22 protein-coding genes, 1 tRNA gene and 1 riboswitch are annotated in these 24,862 nt (G+C 69.9%); of the genes, 16 read left to right on the top strand and 7 right to left on the bottom strand.

What is annotated here, in order from left to right; all coding sequences use genetic code 11:
- The first annotated feature begins 21 nt into the window (after positions 1-21).
- The 8 genes from IE277_RS08480 (at position 22) to IE277_RS08515 (ending at position 8,798) form a co-directional block, all read left to right on the top strand.
- Positions 22-1,056: a nucleoside triphosphate pyrophosphohydrolase gene (locus IE277_RS08480; protein ID WP_189950056.1), complete on the top strand. Its 1,035-nt coding sequence runs from the start codon at positions 22-24 to the stop codon at positions 1,054-1,056.
- A 141-nt stretch (positions 1,057-1,197) separates the two neighbouring features.
- Positions 1,198-2,517: a cytochrome P450 family protein gene (locus tag IE277_RS08485; protein ID WP_189950058.1), complete on the top strand. Its 1,320-nt coding sequence runs from the start codon at positions 1,198-1,200 to the stop codon at positions 2,515-2,517.
- A gap of 172 nt (positions 2,518-2,689) precedes the next feature.
- A complete protein-coding gene (locus IE277_RS08490) occupies positions 2,690-3,880 on the top strand; it encodes a LysM peptidoglycan-binding domain-containing protein (RefSeq protein WP_189950060.1) in 1,191 nt (396 codons plus the stop codon).
- A 185-nt stretch (positions 3,881-4,065) separates the two neighbouring features.
- Positions 4,066-4,239, top strand: a riboswitch (cyclic di-AMP (ydaO/yuaA leader).
- A gap of 3 nt (positions 4,240-4,242) precedes the next feature.
- On the top strand, positions 4,243-4,977 hold the full coding sequence (locus tag IE277_RS08495) for a LysM peptidoglycan-binding domain-containing protein (RefSeq protein WP_189950062.1): 735 nt from the start codon (positions 4,243-4,245) through the stop codon (positions 4,975-4,977).
- Positions 4,978-5,363: 386 nt separating this feature from the next.
- Positions 5,364-6,650 (top strand): phosphopyruvate hydratase, encoded by a 1,287-nt coding sequence (gene eno, locus IE277_RS08500; RefSeq protein WP_189950064.1) that lies wholly within the window; start codon positions 5,364-5,366, stop codon positions 6,648-6,650.
- 120 nt (positions 6,651-6,770) lie between these two features.
- Complete coding sequence (locus IE277_RS08505) at positions 6,771-7,247, top strand: FtsB family cell division protein (protein ID WP_189950066.1); 477 nt, start codon at positions 6,771-6,773, stop codon at positions 7,245-7,247.
- A 46-nt stretch (positions 7,248-7,293) separates the two neighbouring features.
- Positions 7,294-7,830 (top strand): DUF501 domain-containing protein, encoded by a 537-nt coding sequence (locus IE277_RS08510; RefSeq protein ID WP_189950068.1) that lies wholly within the window; start codon positions 7,294-7,296, stop codon positions 7,828-7,830.
- Positions 7,827-8,798: a Ppx/GppA phosphatase family protein gene (locus IE277_RS08515; protein WP_189950071.1), complete on the top strand. Its 972-nt coding sequence runs from the start codon at positions 7,827-7,829 to the stop codon at positions 8,796-8,798. Before IE277_RS08510 ends, IE277_RS08515 begins: the two co-directional genes overlap by 4 nt.
- 100 nt (positions 8,799-8,898) lie before the next feature.
- Here the strand turns inward: IE277_RS08515 and IE277_RS08520 are convergent, their stop codons facing one another.
- Positions 8,899-9,114, bottom strand: a complete 216-nt coding sequence (locus IE277_RS08520) for a hypothetical protein (RefSeq protein ID WP_189950072.1) — start codon at positions 9,112-9,114, stop codon at positions 8,899-8,901.
- 558 nt (positions 9,115-9,672) lie between these two features.
- On the opposite strand from IE277_RS08520, the gene IE277_RS08525 reads away from it, so the two are divergent.
- Together IE277_RS08525 and IE277_RS08530 are read left to right on the top strand one after the other, a co-directional pair.
- Entirely contained in the window at positions 9,673-11,055 is a 1,383-nt protein-coding gene (locus tag IE277_RS08525; RefSeq protein ID WP_189950074.1) for an NAD(P)/FAD-dependent oxidoreductase, read from the top strand.
- Positions 11,056-11,263: 208 nt separating this feature from the next.
- Positions 11,264-12,556: a class I SAM-dependent methyltransferase gene (locus tag IE277_RS08530; RefSeq protein ID WP_189950076.1), complete on the top strand. Its 1,293-nt coding sequence runs from the start codon at positions 11,264-11,266 to the stop codon at positions 12,554-12,556.
- Between the two features lie 92 nt (positions 12,557-12,648).
- Here IE277_RS08530 and IE277_RS08535 read toward each other — a convergent pair whose 3' ends face one another.
- Both IE277_RS08535 and IE277_RS08540 read right to left on the bottom strand, forming a co-directional pair.
- Positions 12,649-15,177, bottom strand: a complete 2,529-nt coding sequence (locus tag IE277_RS08535; protein ID WP_189950078.1) for an ABC transporter permease — start codon at positions 15,175-15,177, stop codon at positions 12,649-12,651.
- Complete coding sequence (locus IE277_RS08540; RefSeq protein WP_189950080.1) at positions 15,177-15,947, bottom strand: ABC transporter ATP-binding protein; 771 nt, start codon at positions 15,945-15,947, stop codon at positions 15,177-15,179. Before IE277_RS08540 ends, IE277_RS08535 begins: the two co-directional genes overlap by 1 nt.
- Positions 15,948-16,357: 410 nt before the next feature.
- Between IE277_RS08540 and IE277_RS08545 the strand changes: the two genes are divergently transcribed.
- From IE277_RS08545 to IE277_RS08555, 3 genes are all read left to right on the top strand, one after another.
- Positions 16,358-16,444 (top strand) — tRNA-Leu (locus IE277_RS08545).
- A 163-nt stretch (positions 16,445-16,607) separates the two neighbouring features.
- The gene (locus IE277_RS08550; protein WP_189950082.1) at positions 16,608-17,804 is read left to right on the top strand and encodes a 4-hydroxybenzoate 3-monooxygenase; all 1,197 of its coding nucleotides are present in this window, start codon (positions 16,608-16,610) and stop codon (positions 17,802-17,804) included.
- Between the two features lie 165 nt (positions 17,805-17,969).
- Positions 17,970-18,830 carry a Bax inhibitor-1/YccA family protein gene (locus tag IE277_RS08555; RefSeq protein ID WP_189950084.1) on the top strand — a complete coding sequence of 287 codons (861 nt, stop codon included), beginning with the start codon at positions 17,970-17,972 and terminating at the stop codon, positions 18,828-18,830.
- Positions 18,831-18,893: 63 nt separating this feature from the next.
- Here IE277_RS08555 and IE277_RS08560 read toward each other — a convergent pair whose 3' ends face one another.
- Entirely contained in the window at positions 18,894-19,124 is a 231-nt protein-coding gene (locus IE277_RS08560; protein WP_189950087.1) for a DUF4287 domain-containing protein, read from the bottom strand.
- 99 nt (positions 19,125-19,223) lie between these two features.
- Here IE277_RS08560 and IE277_RS08565 point away from each other — a divergent pair, with 99 nt between their 5' ends.
- A complete protein-coding gene (locus IE277_RS08565) occupies positions 19,224-19,535 on the top strand; it encodes a hypothetical protein (RefSeq protein WP_189950089.1) in 312 nt (103 codons plus the stop codon).
- A gap of 12 nt (positions 19,536-19,547) precedes the next feature.
- On the opposite strand, the gene IE277_RS08570 is transcribed toward IE277_RS08565, so the two are convergent.
- The 3 genes from IE277_RS08570 to IE277_RS08580 form a co-directional block, all read right to left on the bottom strand.
- The gene (locus IE277_RS08570) at positions 19,548-20,330 is read right to left on the bottom strand and encodes a hypothetical protein (RefSeq protein ID WP_189950091.1); all 783 of its coding nucleotides are present in this window, start codon (positions 20,328-20,330) and stop codon (positions 19,548-19,550) included.
- 284 nt (positions 20,331-20,614) lie between these two features.
- On the bottom strand, positions 20,615-21,835 hold the full coding sequence (locus IE277_RS08575) for an acetyl-CoA C-acetyltransferase (protein ID WP_189950093.1): 1,221 nt from the start codon (positions 21,833-21,835) through the stop codon (positions 20,615-20,617).
- Positions 21,836-21,971: 136 nt separating this feature from the next.
- A complete protein-coding gene (locus IE277_RS08580) occupies positions 21,972-22,991 on the bottom strand; it encodes an SGNH/GDSL hydrolase family protein (RefSeq protein WP_189950095.1) in 1,020 nt (339 codons plus the stop codon).
- 159 nt (positions 22,992-23,150) lie between these two features.
- Between IE277_RS08580 and IE277_RS08585 the strand changes: the two genes are divergently transcribed.
- Positions 23,151-24,545, top strand: a complete 1,395-nt coding sequence (locus IE277_RS08585) for a cystathionine beta-synthase (RefSeq protein WP_189950097.1) — start codon at positions 23,151-23,153, stop codon at positions 24,543-24,545.
- A 19-nt stretch (positions 24,546-24,564) separates the two neighbouring features.
- Positions 24,565-24,699, top strand: coding sequence for a hypothetical protein (locus tag IE277_RS48760; protein WP_268252259.1), 135 nt, complete (start codon positions 24,565-24,567; stop codon positions 24,697-24,699).
- Positions 24,700-24,862 lie beyond the last annotated feature (163 nt).

Here is a 24,862-nt window from a genome sequence, read left to right on the forward strand (position 1 = left end):
GCCGTGGGTTACGTTCGGATCGTGAACGCATCCAGCTCCGACCTCGCCCCTGCCGCCGACCGCGGTCGCATCGTCCTGCTCACCACCAGCCACCGCGTCGCCCCCGGCCTGCTGTCCTGGCCCGCCTGGCAGGCCCTGCGCTCCGCCGACGCCGTGCTGTGCGCCGACGGAGCGCATCCGCAGCTGCCGTATCTGCGTGAGGCCGGGACAGTGGTGCGGGAGGCGTCCCCCACCGCGCAGGAGCTGGTCGACGCCTGCGCCGGCGGGCGGACGGTGGTGGTCGTGGCCACGGGCGAGGGAGAGCCCGCGCTCACCGACGGCCTGGCCCGGCTGGCCGGCTCCGGCCGGGTCGCCATGCCGGAGCTGGAGCTGCTGCCGGCCTCGTACGACCTGCCGGGCGCCCGACTGCTGGACCTCGTGCAGGTCATGGACCGCATCCGCGCCGAATGCCCCTGGTCCTCCCGGCAGACCCACGAGGGCCTCGCCAAGTACGGCATCGAGGAGGCCTACGAGCTGGTCGAGGCGATCGAGACCGGCGACCGCGAGGAACTGCGCGAAGAGCTGGGCGACGTCCTGCTGCAGGTCGTCTTCCACTCCCGGATCGCCGAGGAGCACCCGCAGGCGCCGTTCTCCGTGGACGACGTGGCCGGCGGCATCGTCGCCAAGCTCGTCCACCGCCATCCGCACGTCTTCGGCGACGAGAAGGCCGAGACGCCCGAGGACGTCAAGGAGCACTGGCTGCGCACCAAGGCCGAGGAGAAGCAGCGCACCTCGGTCACGGACGGCGTCCCGGTGGGCCAGCCCGGCCTGGCCCTCGCCGCCAAGCTCGCCTCCCGCGCCCGTACGGCGGGCCTGGACGTCCCCCTGCCGCACGGCGAGGACATCGGCTACGAACTGCTCGCCCTGGCGGTCCGCGCCGAGGCGGCCGGCATCGACCCGGAGACCGCGCTGCGAGCGGCGACCCGGGTGTACCGGGAAGCGATACGCCAGACGGAGGCCGCCCGCGCCGGATCACCGGAGCGGACCCGGGCCGCGGAGGAAAGAGCATCGGACTAGGCGGTAGGCGGACGACAGACGGGAGGCGGCACCGACCGACCGGGCGGACTGGACGGAGGACGCGGCACCGGAGCAGGCGGACGCCATCAAGGACGCGGCACCGGAGGAGGAGCGGTGCCTGCGCCCGGATACCGTCGGGGGGTGACCGACCAGCACCACCCCCCGACCGCCGCCGGAGCCGCCGGAGCCGCCAGTGCCGCCGGCTCCGGCGCGGAGCCCGCCCCCGCCCTCTTCACGTGGGAGTTCGCCACCGACCCCTACCCGGCCTACGCCTGGCTGCGCGAGCATGCGCCGGTGCACCGGACGCGGTTGCCCAGCGGGGTCGAGGCGTGGCTGGTCACCCGGTACGCCGATGCCAAGCAGGCCCTCGCCGACCAGCGGCTGAGCAAGAATCCGGCGCATCACGACGAGCCGGCGCACGCCAAGGGCAAGACCGGCATCCCCGGCGAGCGCAAGGCCGAGCTGATGACCCATCTGCTGAACATCGACCCGCCGGACCACACCCGGCTGCGCCGGCTGGTCAGCAAGGCGTTCACCCCGCGCCGGGTCGCCGAGTTCGCTCCCCGGGTGCAGGAGCTGACCGACCACCTCATCGACGGGTTCGCGCAGAGGGGCTCGGCCGACCTCATCCACGAGTTCGCCTTCCCGCTGCCCATCTACGCGATCTGCGACATGCTCGGCGTCCCGCGTGAGGACCAGGACGACTTCCGGGACTGGGCGGGCATGATGATCCGGCACGGCGGAGGCCCGCGCGGCGGAGTCGCACGCTCCGTGAAGAAGATGCGCGGCTACCTCGCGGAGCTGATCCACAGGAAGCGCGAGGCGCTGCCCGCCGAGCCCGCGCCCGGCGAGGACCTCATCTCCGGCCTGATCCGCGCCTCCGACCACGGCGAGCACCTCACCGAGAACGAGGCGGCCGCGATGGCGTTCATCCTGCTGTTCGCCGGCTTCGAGACGACCGTCAACCTCATCGGCAACGGCACCTACGCCCTGCTCACCCACCCCGAGCAGCGGGAACGGCTCCAGCGGTCCCTGGCCGGCGGGCAGCGGGACCTGCTGGAGACCGGGGTGGAGGAACTCCTGCGCTATGACGGCCCGGTGGAGCTGGCCACCTGGCGCTTCGCCACCGAGCCGCTCACCATCGGCGGGCAGGACATCGCCCCCGGGGATCCGGTGCTCGTGGTGCTCGCGGCCGCCGACCGGGATCCGGAGCGGTTCGCCGAACCGGACGTGCTGGACCTCGCCCGACGAGACAACCAGCACCTCGGCTACGGCCACGGCATCCACTACTGCCTCGGCGCCCCGCTCGCCCGGCTGGAGGGCCAGGCCGCGCTCACCACCCTGCTCACCCGCCTGCCCGACCTGCGGCTCGCCGCCGACCCGGCCGAGCTGCGCTGGCGCGGCGGGCTCATCATGCGCGGCCTGCGCACCCTGCCCGTGGAGTTCACTCCGGCCGGCTGAGGAAGGACGCGTACGAAGGACGCGTACGAAGCAGGTTCAACTCTGTGATCTTCACGTGATCTGCGCGGCATTAACTTGTGACAAGTGATCGTCTGCCGATACGTTCACCCATCAGTGTGGCGAGTGGTATCCGCCGCCACGCCGGTTCCGCTGTCGCACGAAAGGCTTCCGTATGCTCCCCGGGAACGGTCGTCACCGTCGCCCCCGTCAGGCTCCGGCCCTCCTCGTCGCGGCCGGAGTGACCGGCTCCGCCATCGCCATCCCGCTGCTCGGCGCCGCGAGCGCCAACGCCGCCGACGGCACGACCTGGGACAAGGTCGCCGAATGTGAGAGCGGCGGCTCCTGGAGCGCGAACAGTGGCAACGGCTACTACGGCGGCCTGCAGATCTCGCAGGACGACTGGGACAACTACGGCGGCATGCAGTATGCCCAGAGCGCCGATCAGGCCAGCCGTTCCCAGCAGATAGCCGTCGCCGAGAAGATCCTCGCCGGCCAGGGCACCAAGCCCTGGGCCACCTGTGCCCTGACCGCCGGTCTGACCTCCCACTCCGGTTCGGTCGATGTCGACACCGGCCTCGGCGGCTCCGGCGACTCGAACAGGCCTGGCGACGGGTCCGGCTCCGCCGACGACTCCGACTCGTCCGGTCTGTCGGATTCCTCCTCGCCGGATTCCGGTTCCGGCTCCGGCTCCGGCTCTGATTCCGGTTCCGGCCACGACTCCGACTCCCGCTCCGACTCCCGTGCGGGCTCGGACTCGCGCTCGGACTCGGGTTCCGGCTCCGATTCCAACTCCGGCACCGGCTCGGACGCTTCCGGTCCGGGCTCCTCCGATTCCTCGGGCCCCTCCTCGTCCGGCTCGACCGCCACGCCGGGCGCGAGCCCGGGCACGGGCGGTGCCACCGGGACTCCGGATGCGACCGACGGCCCCTCCGGTACCAGCACCCCCAAGTCCGACAAGGGTGACAAGTCCGGCTCGACCGGAGACGGAGACCGGCAGGGGGGCGACACCTCGTCCACGCAGACCCCCGGCGTCGAGGACCCGGGCAACTCCCGTCAGTCCACCGGTTCCTGGAGCCTCGTCGACACCGGCGGGCTCAGCAGTGGCGGACGTCACCGCGGCGGCAGTGCGGACGAAAGTGCCGCAAACGGTCAGAACGCCGGCGGATCCGGCCGTCACGCCGGCCGGGGGCCGGACACCTACACCGTCCGCGAGGGCGACACCCTCTGCTCCATCGCCGACTCTCTTGGCGTCCATGGCGGATGGCATGCGCTCTACGACGGCAACAAGAACGTCGTAGGTGCCGATCCGAATCACATCACCGCCGGTCAGACCCTGAAAGTCACGGGCGAAAAGGACGACTGACAGCGGGAGTTGGCGCCCCACTTTACGCCGAATGTCCGGTTTGGTGAAAGTGTGGGATGAGTCTCAGAAGCCCTGATCGTCTTTGAAATTCCGCCGATCACCTGTCTACGGTCAAGGCCGCTCGTCACCACGAGCACCGGCGACCGCAACGCCGAGTCCTGCCAGCGGTCGTCCGGGAACAGTCGTCGCGTCAAGCGCCGTAGGCAGGAGCGGGGGACCCAAGGTAAGTGCCGGGCCCGGCGGTTGACGCCGGTGCCGGCTAGGGGTGAAGCCGCGCTTCGCGAAAGCGAGAGCGCGGCCGGGCAACTCAACCGGCCCGAACCCGACAGCTCACCTCGCAGGCGTCGGTGAGGGGATGATCCATGCTGTTTTCCGGCAAGGGCAAGCACCGTCGTCCGTCCAAGGCCGTCCGCGTCGTCGCGCTCGCCGGTGTCACCGGTGCCGCCGTCGCCGCCCCGCTGATGGCGGCCGGCAACGCCTCCGCCGCCACCGCCTCCGAGTGGGACGCGGTCGCCCAGTGCGAGTCGGGTGGCAACTGGTCCATCAACACCGGCAACGGCTACTACGGCGGTCTGCAGTTCTCCGCCTCCACCTGGGCCGCGTACGGCGGCACCGCCTACGCCGCCAGCGCCAACCAGGCCACCAAGGCGCAGCAGATCACCGTCGCCGAGAAGGTCCTCGCCGCGCAGGGCAAGGGCGCCTGGCCGGTCTGCGGCACGGGCCTGTCCTCCGCCGCCTACAACGGCTCCGCCCCGAGCAGCAGCTCCGGTTCGTCGAACAGCACCTCCTCGAAGAGCGCCGGCTCCTCCTCGAACACCTCGGCCGGCGGCACCGCCACCCGCTCCACCGACCAGCAGGCCGCCACCCGCTCCACCGAGCGCACGGCCCCGTCGAAGAGCAAGACCGTCACCACCCCGACCGGCAAGAAGGTCAAGAAGGGCGACGGCGAGTACAAGGTCGTCACGGGTGACACCCTCAGCTCCATCGCCGAGAAGCACCACGTCGCCGGCGGCTGGCAGAAGCTGTTCCAGCTGAACAAGGACATCGTCGACAACGCCGACCTCATCTACCCGGGCCAGCAGCTGCACCTGAAGTGACACCTGGCTCCGGCCCGGTCCACAGCGCCCTCACATCCCCGCCCCCCACGCTGAAGGCCCCGTGAGGGCCACCCCCGTCCCCACGGGCTCCCCGTCCCGGCGCGTGTTCCCCCGTACGCGCCGGGACGGGGTCTTTTGCGTTCCCGGGCCCCGGGCTTTCGCGGATTCCCCGCTCCCCCGGACTCCCCGGCGTCCGCCGTTCCCCCGCTCTTTACCTCCACCCCTCTTTGTTCCGTTCATGAACAATGGGTACCGTCTGCGTGTCCCTTCCCGTCCACGGGACGGTCGGTCAGTGGCCGATCCCCCGGAGACGGTTAGGCTCTAGTCGCAAGGCACAGCCGTAAGGCACACCACCTCGCACTTCCAGCGTCACATCCAAGAAGGAGATGCTCGTGCCGTCCATCGACGTCGTCGTAGCCCGGGAAATCCTGGACTCCCGAGGCAACCCCACGGTCGAGGTCGAGGTCGGCCTCGACGACGGCAGCACGGGTCGTGCCGCCGTCCCGTCCGGCGCCTCCACCGGCGCCTTCGAGGCCATCGAGCTGCGTGACGGTGACCCCAACCGTTACCAGGGCAAGGGCGTCGAGAAGGCCGTCCTCGCCGTCATCGAGCAGATCGGCCCGGAGCTGGTCGGCTACGACGCCACCGAGCAGCGCCTGATCGACCAGGCCATGTTCGACCTGGACGCCACCGACAACAAGGGCTCCCTCGGCGCCAACGCCATCCTCGGCGTCTCCCTCGCCGTCGCCCACGCCGCCTCCGAGGCCTCCGACCTCCCCCTCTTCCGCTACCTGGGCGGCCCCAACGCGCACCTGCTGCCGGTGCCGATGATGAACATCCTCAACGGCGGCTCGCACGCGGACTCCAACGTGGACATCCAGGAGTTCATGATCGCACCCGTAGGCGCGGAGTCCTTCTCCGAGGCCCTGCGCTGGGGCACCGAGGTCTACCACACGCTGAAGAAGGTCCTGAAGAACAAGGGCCTGTCCACCGGCCTCGGCGACGAGGGCGGCTTCGCCCCGAACCTCGACTCCAACCGCGCCGCCCTCGACCTCATCGTCGAGGCCATCAAGCAGGCCGGTTACGTCCCCGGCGAGCAGATCGCGCTCGCGCTCGACGTCGCCGCGTCCGAGTTCTACAAGGACGGCACGTACGAGTTCGAGGGCAAGTCCCGCTCCGCCGCCGAGATGACGGAGTACTACGAGGAGCTGGTCGCGTCCTACCCGCTGGTCTCCATCGAGGACCCGCTGTTCGAGGACGACTGGGCCGGCTGGAAGGTCATCACCGACCGCATCGGCGACAAGGTCCAGCTGGTCGGCGACGATCTGTTCGTCACCAACCCCGAGCGCCTCGCCCGCGGCATCGAGGAGGGCACCGCCAACGCCCTGCTGGTCAAGGTCAACCAGATCGGCTCGCTGACCGAGACCCTGGACGCCGTGGAGCTGGCCCAGCGCAGCGGCTACAAGTGCATGATGTCCCACCGCTCCGGCGAGACCGAGGACGTCACCATCGCCGACCTGGCCGTCGCCACCAACTGCGGGCAGATCAAGACCGGCGCCCCGGCCCGCTCCGAGCGTGTCGCCAAGTACAACCAGCTGCTGCGCATCGAGGAGATCCTCGACGACGCCGCGGTGTACGCGGGCCGCAGCGCCTTCCCGCGCTTCAAGGGCTGAGCCGCTTCAAGGGCTGAGTCGCAAAGAGGTAAGGCCTAGCCAGTCGTACGTACGTCCCCGTACCCGGTCCCGTACCGTGTCCGGGGACGTACGCACGTGAAAGGGGAGGCGGAGAGCCAGATGGGCGTGAAGGACCGCGACCGTTTCTCCACCGCGACCAGACTGCGGCTGCTCGGCGAGCAGACGGCGGCCCGGGTCTACCGTTCGCAGACCAAGCGGCAGGCCCGCCGCTCCCGGCTCACCGGCCGGGCGGCGCTGCTCGCCCTCGTGCTGTGCTCGATGATCGTCGCGCTCGCCTATCCGATGCGGCAGTACGTCTCCCAGCGCGCGCAGATCTCCGATCTGCAGCGGCAGCAGGAGCAGGCCCGCAAGCGGGTCGAGCAGCTGCGCGACCTCAAGGCGCGCTGGCAGGACGACTCCTACGCCGAGCAGCAGATCCGGCTCCGGCTGCACTATGTGATGCCCGGCGAGACCGGGTACATCGTCGTCGACCCGGGTACGGCCAAGCAGTCCCGCATCGACCTCAGGGCCGCCCACCGGCCCTGGTACGCGAACATCTGGGACGGGGTCGACAAGTCCGACGCCTCCGACCAGTGACCGGCCCCTCGCCGGCAACGAGCAGAAAGCCATCCTGAAAGCAGTCATGCAAACGCCCCCGCCGACCACCTCGCGCACCGAGCCCACCGCCGCGGACGTCGAGGCCTTCAAGCAGCAACTGGGCCGTCCGCCGCGGGGCCTGCGGGCCATCGCGCACCGCTGCCCCTGCGGCCAGCCGGACGTGGTGGAGACCGCGCCGCGGCTGCCCGACGGTACGCCCTTCCCGACGCTGTACTACCTCACCTGCCCGAAGGCGTCCTCCGCCATCGGCACGCTGGAGGCGAACGGCGTGATGAAGGAGATGACCGAGCGGCTGGGGACGGATCCCGAGCTGGCCGCCGCGTACCGCGCCGCGCACGAGGACTACATCCGGCGCCGGGACGAGATCGAGGTGCTGGCGGGCTTCCCGAGCGCGGGGGGCATGCCGGACCGGGTCAAGTGCCTGCATGTGCTGGTCGCCCACTCGCTGGCCGCCGGGCCCGGGGTCAATCCGCTCGGCGACGAGGCGATCGCGATGCTGCCCGAGTGGTGGGCCAAGGGGGCCTGTGTGACGCCCTGCGACAGCAAGGGGGACGGGCAGTGACCCGCGTCGCCGCCATCGACTGCGGTACCAACTCCATCCGGCTGCTGGTCGCCGATGTGCACCCGGAGACCGGTGAACTCGTCGACCTGGACCGCCGGATGACGATCGTGCGGCTGGGCCAGGGGGTCGACCGGACCGGGCGGCTCGCGCCCGAGGCACTGGAGCGGACCTTCGCCGCCTGCCGTGAGTACGCGCAGATCATCAAGGAGCACGGCGCCGAGCGGCTGCGCTTCGTGGCCACCTCCGCCTCCCGCGACGCCGAGAACCGGGACGACTTCGTACGCGGCGTGCTGGACATCCTCGGGGTCGAGCCGGAGGTCATCACCGGCGACCAGGAGGCCGAGTTCTCCTTCACCGGCGCGACCAGGGAGCTGACGGGCCGGGAGGACCTCGCGACGCCCTATCTCGTCGTGGACATCGGCGGGGGCTCCACGGAGTTCGTCGTGGGCGAGGAGCACGTCCGGGCGGCGCGCTCGGTGGACGTCGGCTGTGTGCGGATGACAGAACGTCACCTGGTGCGGGACGGCGTGGTCGGCGACCCGCCGACCGAGGAGCAGATCGCCGCGACAAGAGCGGACATCGAGGCGGCCCTGGACCTCGCCGAGCGGACGGTGCCGCTGAGCGAGGCCCGCACCCTGGTGGGCCTCGCCGGGTCCGTCACCACGGTCTCGGCGATCGCCCAGGAGCTGCCCGCGTACGACTCCGCGCGCATCCACCACTCCCGGATCTCCCATGACCGCGTCCGTGAGATCACCGAGTGGCTGCTGCGCTCGACGCACGCCGAGCGCGCCGCGATCCCGTCCATGCATCCCGGCCGGGTGGACGTCATCGGCGCGGGCGCCCTGGTACTGCTCGCGATCATGGAGCGGATCGGCGCCGAGGAAGTCGTGGTGAGCGAGCACGACATCCTCGACGGCATCGCCTTCAAGGTGGCGGAAGAGGCGGAGTCGGGCGCAGGCGGCCACTGACCCGCGGTGACGTGGAACGGCCCCGGTTCCTCATGGGCAGGAACCGGGGCCGTCGCCTGAGCCCGGGCCGACCCGGCCGGCCGTCAGCAGAGAACGGCCGTCAGCAGAGAAGGGCGATGAGGGCGATGCACCCGTTGTTGCCGTCGTCGTCGTCATGGCCGCCGAGGGGGGAGGCCGCCTTGGTGATGTGGGATGCGGACGCCGTGGTCACGGTGGACGCGGCCGCGGCCGGCCCCGTCGCAAGAGCGACGCCCAGGACTGCGCTGACCGCGCATATTCGCGAAAAGGCCTTGAAGGCCGTCTGTGAAGTGCTCATGCAGGCACGCTATGGGTGTTTGCTCCCGATATCGCGCGGTGCGTGGCTGACGGGTGAAGAGCGCGGCGTCCAACGGCCCGTCCGGGTGGTTCCCCCGGTCCGGCTGTTGCCCGAGTCTCATTTGTTACTGACGGGTAGCCGCTGGTTGAGCAGGTCGGATAACGTTTGAGCGCCTTCCGGGGGCTCTTCGGGGCCCCTCGGTGACGTGGCGTCGGAAAACTTCGTGAAGTTCTTCACAAGGATTTCGGGCCCATCGGCGTACAGAGGGTGGCCCATTGGCCCTTTCGAGGGGTGAAGAGGCCTTTGAACATGTTCAGATAGGGGTCGTGCGACACCTGCGGATCGCGTGCCGACGAGGGCGTTCCGGGTGGCTCGCAGCCTTACCTGTAACCGAGAGGAGCAGCTCACGCGGCATTGACAACGGCTCAAAGGGTGCTGCGGTTCCCCTCGGTCCTCATGATCTGTGTCACGCGAGTCGCGGAGTGTAGCACAGGGTCTGTCCGACCTTGTGAAGGGGCGCACGAGCGACCCCCGAGGGGCGGGTGGATACTCGATGGCATGAGCACCACGGAGCGTCCCAGGATCCTCGTAGTAGGCGGTGGGTACGTAGGCCTGTACGCAGCTCGGCGCATCCTCAAGAAGATGCGCTACGGAGAGGCGACCGTCACGGTCGTCGACCCCCGGTCGTACATGACCTACCAGCCCTTCCTTCCCGAAACCGCCGCCGGCAACATCTCCCCGCGCCATGTCGTCGTCCCGCTGCGACGCGTGGTCCCCAAGGCGGAGGTCCTCACCGGCCGGGTCACCACCATCGACCAGGACCGCAAGGTCGCCACGATCGCCCCGCTCGTGGGCGAGGCGTACGAGCTGCCTTTCGACTACCTGGTGATCGCGCTCGGTGCGGTCTCCCGCACCTTCCCGATCCCCGGCCTCGCCGAGCAGGGCATCGGTATGAAGGGTGTCGAGGAGGCCATCGGTCTGCGCAACCACGTGCTGGAGCAGCTCGACAAGGCCGAGTCCACCACCGACGAGGAGATCCGCCGCAAGGCGCTCACCTTCGTCTTCATCGGCGGTGGCTTCGCGGGTGCGGAGACCATCGGCGAGGTCGAGGACATGGCCCGGGACGCGGCCAAGTACTACAAGAACGTCTCCCGTGAGGACATGCGCTTCGTCCTCGTCGACGCCGCCGACAAGATCCTTCCCGAGGTCGGCCCCAAGCTCGGCCAGTACGGCAAGGAGCACCTGGAGAGCCGGGGCGTGGAGATCTACCTCTCCACCTCGATGGACTCCTGCGTCGACGGCCATGTGGTGCTGAAGAACGGCCTTGAGGTCGACGCCAACACGATCGTGTGGACCGCCGGCGTCAAGCCGAACCCGGCGCTGTCCCGCTTCGGTCTGCCGCTCGGCCCGCGCGGTCACGTCGACTGCGAGCCGACCCTCCAGGTCAAGGGCACGGACTACATCTGGGCCGCCGGCGACAATGCCCAGGTCCCGGACCTCGTCGGCCGCAAGGCGGGCAACGAGAACGCCTGGTGCCCGCCGAACGCCCAGCACGCGCTGCGCCAGGCCAAGGCCCTCGGCGACAACGTGGTCTCCGGTATGCGGGGCTTCCCGCAGAAGGAGTACGAGCACGCCAACAAGGGTGCGGTCGCCGGTCTCGGCCTGCACAAGGGCGTGGCGATGATCGTCATGGGCAAGATGAAGATCAAGCTCAAGGGCCGCCTCGCCTGGTACATGCACCGTGGCTACCACGGCATGGCGATGCCGACCTTCAACCGCAAGATCCGCGTCTTCGCCGACTGGACCCTCGGCATGTTCCTCAAGCGCGAGGTCGTCTCCCTCGGCGCGATGGAGAACCCCCGCGAGGAGTTCTACGAGGCGGCCAAGCCGGCCCCGGTCGCCGCCCCGAGCAAGACCGAGGAGAAGGCCAAGGCCTCCTGACCCGCACCGGTCGCTGAGTCGCTGAACCAACCGGAAGACCCCCTGCCATCCGTGGTGCAGGGGGTCTTCCGGCGTTCCGCGAACAGCATCTATATGGCCCGTGCATCTATTTTGCCCAGCTGTGACTCCTTTGCGGGACTGTGCGCGACCGCCGACGGTGTTTACGTGATGACCGGCATCCGGGATCGTCGTCTTGGAGGTGTGCGCCATGGCCGACGCCGCAGCGCGGCTGAGGAGTCTTGCCGAGCAGGTACTGGGAGCCCCGCTTCCGGTCCGGCTGCGGGCCTGGGACGGATCGCAGGCCGGGCCACCGGACGCGCCGGCACTGGTCGTGCGCAATCGCCGCGCCCTGCGCCGCATGCTGTTCAAGCCGGGCGAGTTGGGCCTCGCCCGCGCCTGGGTCTCCGGCGACCTGGAGATCGAGGGAGATCTGTACACCACGCTGGACGCGATGGCGGGGCTGGTGTGGGAGCGCGGGGAGGACGCTCCCGGCCTCGTCCAGAGCGTGCGCGACCCCGCCGTACGGGCCGCCGTCCGCGAACTGCTGATGCTGGCGGGGCCGCCGCTGCCGCCCGCCCCGCCGCGCGAGGAGGTGCGCAGGCCGCGCCGCCGGCTGCACACCCGGCACACCGACAAGCGGGCCATCAGCCATCACTACGACGTCGGCAACGACTTCTACGAGCTGGTCCTCGGGCCGTCGATGGTGTACTCCTGCGCCTACTGGGAGGACGGCGGGACGCTGGAGACCGCCCAGCGGGACAAGCTCGAACTCATCAGCGCCAAGCTGGGCCTGACATCCGGTCAGCGGCTGCTGGACGTCGGCTGCGGCTGGGGCTCGATGGCCATCCACGCGGCCCGTGAGCACGGCGTCGGCGTCGTCGGGATCACGCTGTCGCAGGAGCAGGCGGCGTACGCCCGTAAGCGCGTCGCCGACGAGGGACTGACCGACCGGGTGGAGATCCGGGTCCAGGACTACCGGGACGTCAAGGACGGCCCCTTCGACGCGATCTCCTCCATCGGGATGGCCGAGCACGTCGGCGCCGACCGCTATCTGGACTACGCCCGCCGGCTGTACGACCTGCTGGGGCCCGGCGGGCGGCTGCTCAACCACCAGATCGCGCGCCGCCCGCAGGGCGACGAATCGACGTACCAGGTGGACGAGTTCATCGACGCCTACGTCTTCCCGGACGGCGAACTCGCACCCCTGGGGACCACGGTCACCCAGCTGGAGCGCGCCGGGTTCGAGGTGCGGGACGTGGAGTCCATCCGCGAGCACTACGCCCGCACCCTGCGCCACTGGGTCACCAACCTGGAGGCGGACTGGGACCGCGCCATGCGCCTGGCCGGCCCCGGCCGCGCCCGCGTCTGGCGGCTGTACATGGCCGCCTCCGCGCTCGCCTTCGAACGCAACCGGATCGGCGTCAACCAGGTCCTCGCGGTCCGCACCCCGGAGCCGGGCACGTCCGGTCTGCCGCTGCGCACCCGCACCTGGAACACCTGACAGCCGGTACGGCCAAGGGGGCCCCACCACCGCGAGGCCCCCCTTCCCTGTGCCGTACCTTCCTTGTGCCGTAAGGCTGTTCGGCTGTTCGGCTACTCGGCCTTGATCGCCGTCAGCATGTTCAGCTTCGCCGCGCGCCGGGCCGGCCACAGGGCGGCCAGGACGCCGACCCCGCCCGCGAGCAGCAGGAAGAGCGCCATCCGGCCCCAGGGCAGGACCAGTTCGTACGTCGGCATCTTCGTGCCCAGCAGCTGGCCGGCCGCCCAGCCGAAGAACACGCCCAGCCCGATGCCGAGCACCCCGCCGAACAGGGAGATCACCAGGGACTCCAGGCGGACCATGCGCTTGACGGCCTTGCGGTCCAGGCCGATCGCGCGGAGCATGCCGATCTCCTGGGCGCGTTCGAAGACCGACATGGCCAGGGTGTTGATGACACCGAGGACCGCGACGAGCACCGCCATGCCGAGCAGGCCGTAGACCATGTTCAGCATCATCGTGAACATCTTCGCGACCTCGTTGGAGATGTCCTGCTTGTCCTGGATCTTGATCGCCGGGTTGGAGTCCAGGACCTTCGCCAGCCGGTCCTTGGTGGCGCTGGACGCGCCGTCCGCGGTCTTGACCATGACCTGCATATCGGCCGGGTCCTTCAGATGCGGGGTGACGACCTTGTCGTCCAGCATGATCCCGTTGATCATGTCGTTGCCCTCGTAGACGCCGGCGACCGTCAGCGTGCGGGCCTTGCCGTCCTCGAAGTGCGCGGTGAAGCGCGAACCGGGCGTCCAGCCGTTCTCCTTGGCCCGGTCCTTGTCCACGACGACCTGGTCGCCGCCCACCGTGAAGGATCCGTCGTCCACCTTCAGGTCCGTCAGCTTCGCGATGGACGAGGCGTCGACACCGGTCAGGAACTCGGTCCTGCCGTCGATCCGGGACATCGCGTTGCGCAGCGGGCTGCTGGCGGTGACGCCGTCGGTGGCGGCGAGCTTCTTCGCCACGTCCGGGGAGAGCGGGGAGCGGTTGGCCATCGAGACCACGTAGTCGGCGCGGATCGCCGAGGAGGCCATCTTGTCGATCGCCGTCTGCAGGCTGACCGCCATCACCGTCATGCCCGTGATCAGGGTCAGGCCGATCATCAGCGCGGAGGCGGTGGCCGCCGTACGGCGCGGGTTGCGCACCGCGTTCTGGCGGGCCAGCTTGCCGGAGATGCCGAAGGCGCGCAGCACCGGGGCGGCGGCCGCGATCAGCGGCCGGGACAGCAGCGGGGTCAGGATGAACACGCCGATGATGAGCAGGACCGCGCCGAGGCCCATCGGGCCCTGGGCGGCGTCGGCGTCCATCGTCGTGGCTCCGAGGACCGTCGCGACGCCGGCCGCCGCGAACAGCGAGCCGAGCGTGTTGCGCAGCACCAGCGACTTGGTGCTGGCCTTGGCGTGCACGCTGCTCATCGCCGCCACCGGCGGGATCTTCGCGGCCCGGCGGCCGGGCAGCCAGGCGGCCAGCATGGTGATGAGGATGCCGACGGCGAGGGCGGTCACCACGGTGCCGGGGCTGATCACCAGCGGCCCGTCGGGCATGCTCGCGCCGAAGGAGCCCAGCAGTGCGCGCAGGCCCGCGCCGATGCCGATACCGACGGCCAGACCGGTGACACCGGCGACCGTGCCGACCGCGAAGGCCTCGATGAGCACCGAGCGGGTGACCTGGCGGCGGGAGGCGCCGACCGCCCGCATCAGGGCCAGTTCGCGGGTGCGCTGGGCGACCAGCATGGTGAAGGTGTTGGCGATGATGAACGTGCCGACGAACAGCGCGATACCGGCGAAGACCAGCAGGGTCTGCTTCAGTCCGCTCATCGAGTCGGCGATCTGCTTCGCCTGGTCGTCGGCGAGCTTCTTGCCGGTGGTGGTCTCCACCAGGTGCTGCGGCAGCGCCGAGTCCAGCGCGGACTTCAGCGCGGACTGGCCGGTGCCGGCCGCGGCCTTGACGTCGATCTCGTCGTAGCCGCCCTTCTTGCCGAACAGCTTCTGCGCGGTCGGCGTGTCGAACAGGGCGAGGCTGCCGCCCGCGGCGACATTGCCGTCGTCGGTGGTGAAGATGCCCGCGACGGTCGGGGTGAGGACCGGGCCGTCGACGGAGAGCCGCACGGTGTCGCCGACCTTGTAGCCGGCCCGCTTCGCGGTCTCGGAGTCGAGCAGCACCTCGTTCCTGCCGTGCGGGGCATGGCCGCTGACCAGCGGGTACCGGGCGTCCTTGGCGCCCCAGTAGTTGCCGCCGGCGGACTGCCAGTCGCCGCCGAGCAGTTTGCCGTCCTTGTCGGCGACGGCGGTGAAGCCGCTGACGACACCGGTCGCGGAGGCGGCGCCGGGGACCTTCGCGGCCTTGTCCAGCACGGCCTGGGTCAGATCCGGCGTCTTGCCGACCTTGTCGCCCTCGGAGTCCTGGTACTTGGGCTGTACGGCGACGTCGACCTGGTCGAAGCCCTTGGCGGAGCTCTTCTGGTACGCGTCGGAGATGGTGTTGGTGAAGACCAGCGTCCCGGAGACGAAGGCCACGCCGAGCATGACGGCGAGGACCGTCATCAGCAGCCGGGCCTTGTGCGCGAGGACGTTGCGCAGGGCGGTGCGGAACATCAGCTGGTACGGCCCTTCGCGTCGAACTGCTTCATGAGGTCGAGGACGGAGTCGGCCGTCGGGCCGTGGATCTCGTCGACGATCCGGCCGTCCGCGAGGAAGACCACGCGGTCGGCGTAGGCCGCGGCGACCGGGTCGTGGGTCACCATGACGACGGTCTGGCCCAGTTCGCGCACCGAGTTGCGCAGAAAGCCGAGCACCTCGGCGCCGGAGCGCGAGTCGAGGTTTCCGGTCGGCTCGTCGCCGAAGATGATGTCGGGCTTGGAGGCCAGCGCACGGGCCACGGCCACGCGCTGCTGCTGGCCGCCGGAGAGCTGCGCGGGCCGGTGGCTGAGCCGCCCGGACAGGCCGACCATCGAGATCACCTGGTCCAGCCACGCCTTGTCGGCCTTGCGGCCCGCGATGTCCATCGGGAGGGTGATGTTCTCCAGGGCGGTCAGCGTCGGCAGCAGGTTGAAGGCCTGGAAGATGAAGCCGATCTTGTCCCGGCGCAACTTGGTGAGCTGCTTGTCCTTCAGGGAGCCCAGCTCGGTGTCGCCGATGCGCACGGACCCGGAGGAGAAGGTGTCCAGGCCCGCCACGCAGTGCATCAGCGTGGACTTGCCCGAGCCGGACGGGCCCATGATCGCGGTGAACTCGGCCTGCCGGAAGTCGACGGAGACCCGGTCCAGGGCGACCACCTGGGTCTCACCCTGCCCGTAGATCTTCGACAGCTCCGTGGCGCGTGCGGCCACGGAGGTGGCCCGGGCGGCGGTGGGTGTGGTGGTCACGGGAAGGTGCTCCTGTCGGGACGACGTGTTCCATGGGGACGTCTCCATCGTCCCGGCGCCGGCGGGCCGTGTAGTCAGTCGCTGTTCCGGTTCCCGGGGACGACTCCGGTCGGACGGCAGGACGCCGCGTCATACCTGGGGAGGACGCCGGACCCGGAGAGCGGCGCGGTCGAATCGATGTCGAACGACGTCCAGAACGGGTGGTACACCCTCGTTCGGACGGTGAAATTCCGTCATTCCACGTACGGCCGTATCCACGTCACGTCACGCTGTTGGCAAGTGCGGATGGCCCGTTCCGCGGGCTGATGCACCCTCAGACGTCAATAAAATAAGACAACATCGGTCCGCCCTTCCGCTGTTCGGGGGATGCGTCCCGATAGGCTCGAACTTCAAAGCGGAGCCCATGGCCTGCCCGGATGGTGGAATGCAGACACGGCGAGCTTAAACCTCGCTGCCCCTTCGCGGGCGTGCCGGTTCAAGTCCGGCTCCGGGCACCAACCGCGCCTTGGCCGCAGTCATACCCGTTGACATCACCTGCCTCCCGGCGCAGACTCGGCGCGTCGATGGGTGAACAAAACTTCACCACACGAACAGCGCGCGATCATGCGAAGCAGGGAATCTCGGTCTGAGGCGATGCCGCCGCGGGAAGGGACAGAGTCGATGCGCACCACCGTCGGGATCATCGGAGCGGGGCCGGCCGGACTGCTGCTCGCGCGGTTGCTGCACCGCGCCGGCATCGACTCGGTCGTCCTGGAGAGCCGCGACCGCGCCTATGTCGAGCACCGCCACCGCGCCGGGATCCTGGAGCAGGGCACGGTGGACGTGCTGCGCGCCGCCGGCGCCGGGGAGCGGATGGACCGGGAGGGGCTGCGGCACGACGGCATCGAGCTGCGCTTCGCCCGCCGCCGCCACCGCATCGACTTCCCCGCTCTGACCGGCGGCCGGTCGGTGATGGTGTACGCCCAGACCGAGGTCTGCAAGGACCTGATCGCCCTTCAGCTGACCGAGGGCGGACCGCTGCTGTTCGAGGCGCAGGCACTCGCGGTCGAGGACGCGGCCGACGGCCGGCCGCGCATCCCGTTCCGGCACCGGGGCCGCGCGGACGTGCTGGAGTGCGACTACGCCGTCGGCTGCGACGGCTTCTGGGGAGTTGCCCGCCGGGCCTTCCCGGCCGCCCTGTCCCGCGTGTTCGAGCGGACGTACCCCTACGCCTGGCTCGGTGTCCTCGCCGACGTCGCGCCCTCGCACGACGAACTCGTCTACGCCCGCCACGACCGCGGCTTCGCGCTTCTCTCCATGCGCTCCCCGTCCGTCTCCCGCCTCTATCTCCAGGTGCCGGCCGACACGGACGCCGGGCGGTGGAGCGAGCCGGAGATCTGGGACGAGCTGGAGCGGCGCCTGGAGACCGACGACGGCTGGCGGCTGGCGCGCGGACCCCTCACCCAGAAGTCGGTCACCCCCATGCGGTCCTTCGTCCACGAGCCGATGCGGCACGGCCGTCTCTTCCTCGCGGGTGACGCCGCCCACATCGTCCCGCCGACCGGCGCCAAGGGGCTGAACCTCGCCGTCGGAGACGTCGTCACCCTCGCCCACGCCCTCGCGCACGAGAAGGAGACGGGCTCCTCCGATCTGCTCGACGCCTACTCCGCGACCTGTCTGCGCCGGGTCTGGCAGGCGGAGCGCTTCTCCTGCGACATGACGACCCTGCTCCACTCGGCCCCGGACGCCACCCCGTTCGACGTCCGCCTCCAGCAGGCCCGGCTGGAGCGGATCGCCTCCTCCCGGGCGGCCGAGACGGACCTCGCCGAGGCGTACACCGGGTTTCCGCTGGGCCGGCGTCAGATCTCGGCCAGGTAGCGGATTCGTCATGGAACGCGATCACCGTTGGCTGGGAATCAGCCATACGCGTAGCGTGTTGGGCAACACGGCAGGGGAAAGATCCTCCTTAAGTATCACGGTCTACCCTTTGCCAATCCATTACTCTTGAGCCAAGGCTGCGCATGGCGGCCATGGAGGAGTGAAATGAGGAGCAGCAACCCGGTCTTCTCGCGACGGGGGTTCAGCCGCGACAACGGCTACGCCGGCTTCAACACCGCACCGCAGGCCGGGTCCGTCCAGGGCAACCCGTACGCGCAGAACCCCTACGCCCAGAACCCGTACGCGCAGGGCGGCGTCCAGTACGGCGCTCCGCCGCAGGCTCCGGTCACCACCGACCGGATGACCATGGACGACGTCGTCGTCCGCTCGGCCATCACGCTCGGCACCGTCGCCGTCGGCGCGGTCCTCGCCTGGGCGCTGCTGCCGGTCTCGACGACCAGCTACGGCCTGGCCGTCGGCTCCGCGATCGTCGCGTTCGTCCTGGCGATGATCCAGAGCTTCAAGCGCACCCCGGTGCCCGCGCTGATCCTCGGGTACGCCGCCTTCGAGGGCGTCTTCCTCGGCGTCATCAGCGAGATGTACAACAGCCGCTGGAGCGGCGCCCCCTTCCAGGCGGTGCTCGGCACCATGGCGGTCTCGGGTGCCACCCTGCTCGTCTACAAGGCAGGCTGGATCCGCGTCACCGCCCGCTACGCCCGCATCGGCATCGCCATCGCCATGGCGTTCATGGTGGTCATGGCGGTCAACCTGCTGCTGGTCGTGTTCGGCGTCGCCTCGGACGGCGGTCTGCGCAGCTTCGGTCCGCTCGGCGCGCTCGTCGGCATCATCGCGATCCTGCTCGGCGCGTTCTTCCTGACCCTCGACTTCAAGCAGATCGAGGACGGCATCGCCTACGGCGCCCCGCGCAACGAGTCCTGGCTGGCCGCGTTCGGCCTCACCATGACCCTGGTGTGGATCTACGTGGAGATGCTGCGACTGGTGGCGATCTTCACCAACAACGACTAGCGCACCCGCCGGTCGAAGGACGACGAGAAGGGCCCCGGGTTCCGACCCGGGGCCCCTCTGCGTCTAGAGCAGCTTGCGGGCCGCCCTCCTCAGGTCGTACTCATGGACGATCGCCTTCGCGTGGCCGTACGCGAGGTCGTACTCGTGCCGGAGCCAGGTGACCTTCTCCTCGAAGCGGACCAGGGCGGGACCTTCTTCTACGGTGCGCAGCCAGTCGGAGACCTCACGACCGGTGCAGTGCGGGATACGGGCGAGCAGATTGCGGTGGGTCTCCTCGGAGAAGAGTTGGGACATCGGCGCCTCCGAACGCAAAGGGGATGTAAGCCGGTCCTTCACGTCACGGTGCCTGAGCGTTCGCGTATTGGCAACAGTGCGGCACGTTACGCTCGGCGCGTGGTTGATACGACGCCCCTGACCCAAGCCGTGGATCACTTCGCCGACCGGTTGCGCGCGGCACCGCAGAGTCGGCTTCAGCGAGGAGCCGCCGCCGAGGCGCTGGCGCTGGCCCGGGAGTTGGCCCGGTGGGCCCAGCGGGTCGAGGAGCCGGGGAGCGAGCCCCGGGAGATGCCGGATGCCGGGATGTTCGCCGTGGCGGACCAGATCCTCGTGGCCGCCCACGATGTGTCGCTGGTACTGCGGAGCGAGGACGAGGTCGCCGAGGCGGTGCGCCTGGTGGAGGAGGCGCGGGCGAGGGCCAGTGTGTGAGGCGCGTCGGCCTTACAGGGACGCGATGACCCGGTCGGCCAGGATGTAGACCGTGTCCTCACCGCAGGCGAAGGTGAGGGTGTAGGCGCCGGAGATGCCCGAACCGCCCAGGAGGTAGGGGGCGTCGCCCGCGTCCACCGCCGCCGCGAGGCGTTCGGCGGTCTCGCGGTGACCCGGGGTCATGCACAACGTGGTGCCGTCGGCGAAGACATAGACGTCGAGGGTGCCGAGCGGCCCCGGGCGGACGTCGGAGAGTTCGACGTGCTCGGTGGCCAGCTGCTCCAGGGCGGTCACCGTGCGCTCGTGGTCGTTGCCCACGGGGGACTGCACCGGGACGAAGTCGGGGTGCGAGGGGTGACGGCGGCGGGCCGCGGCCAGTTCCGGGGAGTCCCCGGCGAACTCGTCGGTGTCGGCGGTCGGCTCGGACACCGGCTCCAGGCCGGCGAAGTCGCCCTGCCGGGGCAGGAAGAGTTCCGCCTCGGGCAGGCCCAGCAGGGACGGGGCGTCCGAGGCGTCACGCGTCTCCTGGGCGGCCCAGAAGGCACGCGCCTCGGCCAGCTCCCGCTCCCGCTCCTCGGCGAGCGCCTCGGCCACGGCCGTGCGTATCTGGTCGGCGTCGGCGTGGCTGCGGGCGTTCGGCAGCAGGGCCCGCGTGGCCGTCGCCTGGTTCTCGGCGAGCCGGCGCTGCAGCTCGGTGAGCTGGCGGCGCAGCTTCAGAACAGCGCGCAGGACGGCGACGCCCACGGCGCCGGTGGCGGCCGTGGTGAGCAGCAGGGCGATCGGCATGGCGCTCACTGACGTACTCCCGTGTTCAAAGTCGACCCCCGACTTCCTACATCAGCTTGAAGGGCGGACTAGGCAGCTGTCAGTGCGTAACGTCACGAAACGGACAGGGCCTTGGTCTTGTGTTCTCGTCGCACCCTGCGCTGACCTGCTTTGACCTGCACCGATGGGTTCGGTGCGCGAGATAGGTCACATCCTGGGGGAGATTGGATCACGGAAAGGCCCGGAACCTCGGGGATTCCTCGGTTCCGGGCCGATTCCTGACGGTACGTGCCTGTCCCGCTACGGACGGTGTGTCAGCTGAGGCGCTCGATGACCATCGCCATGCCCTGGCCGCCGCCGACGCACATCGTCTCCAGGCCGAACTGCTTGTCGTGCCACTGGAGGGAGTTGATGAGCGTGCCGGTGATCCGGGCGCCGGTCATGCCGAAGGGGTGGCCGACGGCGATGGCGCCGCCGTTGACGTTCAGCCTGTCGAGGTCGATGCCGAGGTCCCGGTAGGAGGGGATCACCTGGGCGGCGAAGGCCTCGTTGATCTCGACCAGGTCGATGTCGCCGATGCCGAGGCCGGCGCGGCGCAGCGCCTGCTTGCTCGCCTCGACCGGGCCGAGGCCCATGATCTCGGGGGAGAGGCCGGAGACACCGGTGGACACGATCCGGGCGAGCGGGGTCAGGCCCAGCTCGCGGGCCTTGGTGTCGCTCATGATGACGACGGCGGCGGCACCGTCGTTGAGCGGACAGCAGTTGCCGGCGGTGACGAGCCCGTCCGGGCGGAAGACCGGCTTGAGGCCCGCGACGCCCTCCATGGTGACGCCGGGGCGCGGGCCGTCGTCCTTGCTGACGACCGTGCCGTCCGGGAGGGTCACCGGGGTGATCTCGCGCTCCCAGAAGCCGTTCTTGATGGCCTGCTCGGCCAGGTTCTGCGAGCGGACGCCGAACTCGTCCATGTCCTGGCGGGTGATGCCCTTGGCGCGGGCCAGGTTCTCGGCGGTCTGGCCCATCGCGATGTAGGGGTCGGGCAGCAGGCCGTCCTCGCGCGGGTCGTGCCAGTCGGAACCGGTCGACTCGGCCACGGCGGCGGTGCGGGCCTCGGCCTCGGCGAAGAGGGGGTTGCGGGTGTCCGGGAGGCCGTCGGAGCTGCCCTTGACGAAGCGGGAGACCGTCTCCACGCCGGCCGAGATGAAGACGTCGCCCTCGCCGGCCTTGATGGCGTGCAGGGCCATGCGGGAGGTCTGCAGGGAGGAGGAGCAGTAGCGGGTGATCGTGCAGCCCGGCAGGTGGTCCATGCCCATCTGTACGGCGACGATCCGGCCGAGGTTGTAGCCCTGCTCGCCGCCGGGCAGGCCGCAGCCGAGCATCAGGTCGTCGATGTCCTTGGGGTCCAGCTCGGGGACCTTGGCGAGGGCGGCCTGGATGATCGTGGCAGTCAGGTCGTCGGGGCGCAGATCCTTGAGGGAACCCTTGCCGGCGCGGCCGATGGGGGAGCGGGCGGTCGAGACGATGACGGCTTCGGGCATCACGGCTCCAGTGGGCAGTTTTCTTGCAGGGCTGTGTGGGAAGTTACCCGCACGTATGAGCCAGGTCACTGGTGCCGTGGTGTGACACTGGCCGCAATTTACTAAGCGCTTGCTTGCCCGGCTCGGGAAAGGCCGGTCAGAGCGAGGGAGTCGCGGGCTCGGCTTCCGGGACCCGGCGCCGGCGCCGGCGCTTGAGCAGCGCCCACGGCCCCCGCGGCCCCGTCGGCATGGCGGCCGTGACCTCGGTGCCGGCCTCCGATGCCGCCTCGGCGGCGGCGCGGGCCACCGGCAGGAAGCCCTCGCGACGGGAGACGTCGGGGCGCTCCTCCTCCGCCGGCCACAGCCCCAGCGCCGCGCACACCGTCGGCAGGACGGCCATCGCCGCCGTCGCGTACCCCTCGACCGAGGGGTGGTAGTTGTCGGGGCCGAACAGCTCCCGCGGGTTCGCCTCGAACTCGGGGCCCAGCAGATCGCCCAGCGACACCGTGCGCCCGCCCTGCTCCACGGCCCCGATCGTCTGCGCGGCCGCCAGCTGCCGCGAGGCCCGCCGGGCCAGCCAGCGCAGCGGCTGCTGCACCGGCTCGATGGTCCCGAGGTCGGGACAGGTGCCGACCACCACCTCGGCGCCGGCCGTGCGCAGCCGTCGTACCGCCGCGGAGAGATGCCGTACCGAACGGGTCGGCGGCATCCGGTGCGTCACGTCGTTCGCGCCGACCATGATCACGCAGACGTCGGGGACGGCCACGGACGCGGAGAGGACCAGGGCCACTTGACGGTCCAGGTCGTCCGACTGGGCCCCCGGCTGGGCGACGTTGCGCAGCTCCACCGGGCGCTCCGCCACCGCCGCGAGCCCCGAGGCCAGCAGCGCGCCCGGCGTCTGCCCCGCCCGGTGCACTCCCTGCCCGGCCGCCGTGGAGTCGCCGAGCATGGTGAGGCGGAGGGGCGGTTCACCGGGGATGTCGTAGGTGTGGCCGTACACGCCGTCGGACACCGGGACGCGTCCGCCGGTGCCGTTGCCCACATGGCGCCGGGCCAGCCGTACCTCCGCCAGCAGCAGACCGACCGCGGCCGCACCGGCCAGACCGACCCCGCCACCGCCGTACGCCGCGCCGGCCGCGATACGCCGGGCCACCCTCGCCCTCGACATGCTCGTCATACGTCGCCGCCACCTCCTCGTAGCCGTACACCCACTCCTTGCCCCGTACGGCCCGTACGTCAATCTCAACGGGGAGTGAACGGCCGCCCGAGCCACACCGCTGGCCTTAGGCTGGCGACACCACTACGACCACATCTTTTGCAGCGACCGGAGACAACGGTGCGATTCCACGACTCGATGATCAGCCTCGTCGGCAACACCCCGCTGGTGCGGCTCAACAACGTGACCAAGGGCATCCAGGCGACCGTCCTTGCCAAGGTGGAGTACTTCAACCCGGGCGGCTCCGTGAAGGACCGCATCGCCCTGCGCATGATCGAAGCCGCAGAGCAGAGCGGGGAGCTGAAGCCCGGCGGCACGATCGTCGAGCCGACCAGTGGTAACACCGGTGTGGGGCTGGCGATCGTCGCCCAGCAGAAGGGCTACAACTGCATTTTCGTGTGCCCCGACAAGGTGAGCACCGACAAGATCAATGTGCTGCGGGCCTACGGCGCGGAAGTCGTCGTCTGCCCGACCGCCGTGGACCCCGAGCACCCGGACTCGTACTACAACGTCTCCGACCGGCTCGTCCGGGAGACCCCGGGCGCGTGGAAGCCCGACCAGTACTCCAACCCCAACAACCCGCTCTCGCACTATCACTCCACCGGCCCCGAGCTGTGGGAGCAGACTGAGGGCAAGATCACCCACTTTGTGGCGGGCGTCGGCACCGGCGGCACCATCTCCGGCACCGGCCGCTATCTGAAGGACGCCAGCGACGGCACGGTCAAGGTCATCGGCGCCGACCCGGAGGGGTCCGTCTACTCCGGCGGCTCCGGGCGGCCGTATCTGATCGAGGGCGTCGGCGAGGACTTCTGGCCGACCGCCTACGACCGCACCGTCGCCGACGAGATCGTCGCCGTGTCCGACAAGGACGCCTTCCAGATGACCCGCCGCCTCGCCAAGGAGGAGGGCCTGCTCGTCGGCGGCTCCTGCGGGATGGCCGTCGTCGCCGCGCTGCGGGTCGCCGAACGGCTGGGCCCCGACGACGTGGTGGTCGTGCTGCTGCCGGACAGCGGTCGTGGATACCTTTCGAAGATCTTCAACGATGAGTGGATCGGTCAACATGGGTTCAGCGAAGAGACCTCGACTGGCCAGACGGCTGGGGCGGTCCTGACGCAGAAGGCAAGCGTAGAGGGAGGCATCCCCAGCTTCGTGCACATGCACCCTGATGAGACCGTTGGGGAAGCGATCAGCGTGCTGCGCGAGTACGGGGTGTCGCAGATGCCGGTGGTGTCTCCAGGAGCGGGGCACCCCGACGTCATGGCGGGAGAGGTGATCGGTGCGGTGGAGGAGCGGGTTCTTCTTCACGCCCTGGTGGCCGACCACGCACCCTCTGACGCGCCGCTGAGCAAGTACATGTCTGAGTCTCTGCCTGTCGTCGGGTCCGGCGAACCGGTGGAACGGCTCATGACTGCCCTTGAGGGCCGCGATGCGGCGGTGGTCTTGGTGGATGGCAAGCCTGCGGGGATCGTCACCCGCCAAGACCTCTTGGCCTTCCTTTCAAACTCGACCATGTGAGACCCAACAGGGAGTGCGGATGGCAACCGAGAAGACTGAGACCACGCAGGAACTCAACGACTGGGTTGCACAGGAGCTGAGCAAGCTTCTGCCCAACATCTCTGAGGAGTCGTGGGCAGAGATATGGTCCGTGATCAGCCCTCAGGCCGCCTGACTCCGTAACACCACTCGACCCCCGAAGGTGGCTGCCTTCGGGGGTCGAGTGCTACGTCCACCCCTAGAGCTGGCCTAGACCTCAGAGGACGAAGATGCTCCGGCTACCGTTTGGGTGGTATGTCTCACCGGGGTAAATCAACCAGGTGACCTGCCCCGTGCAG

It is taken from the genome of Streptomyces alanosinicus (assembly GCF_014650595.1).
In the GTDB taxonomy this organism is placed as follows: Bacteria; Actinomycetota; Actinomycetes; order Streptomycetales; family Streptomycetaceae; genus Streptomyces; species Streptomyces alanosinicus.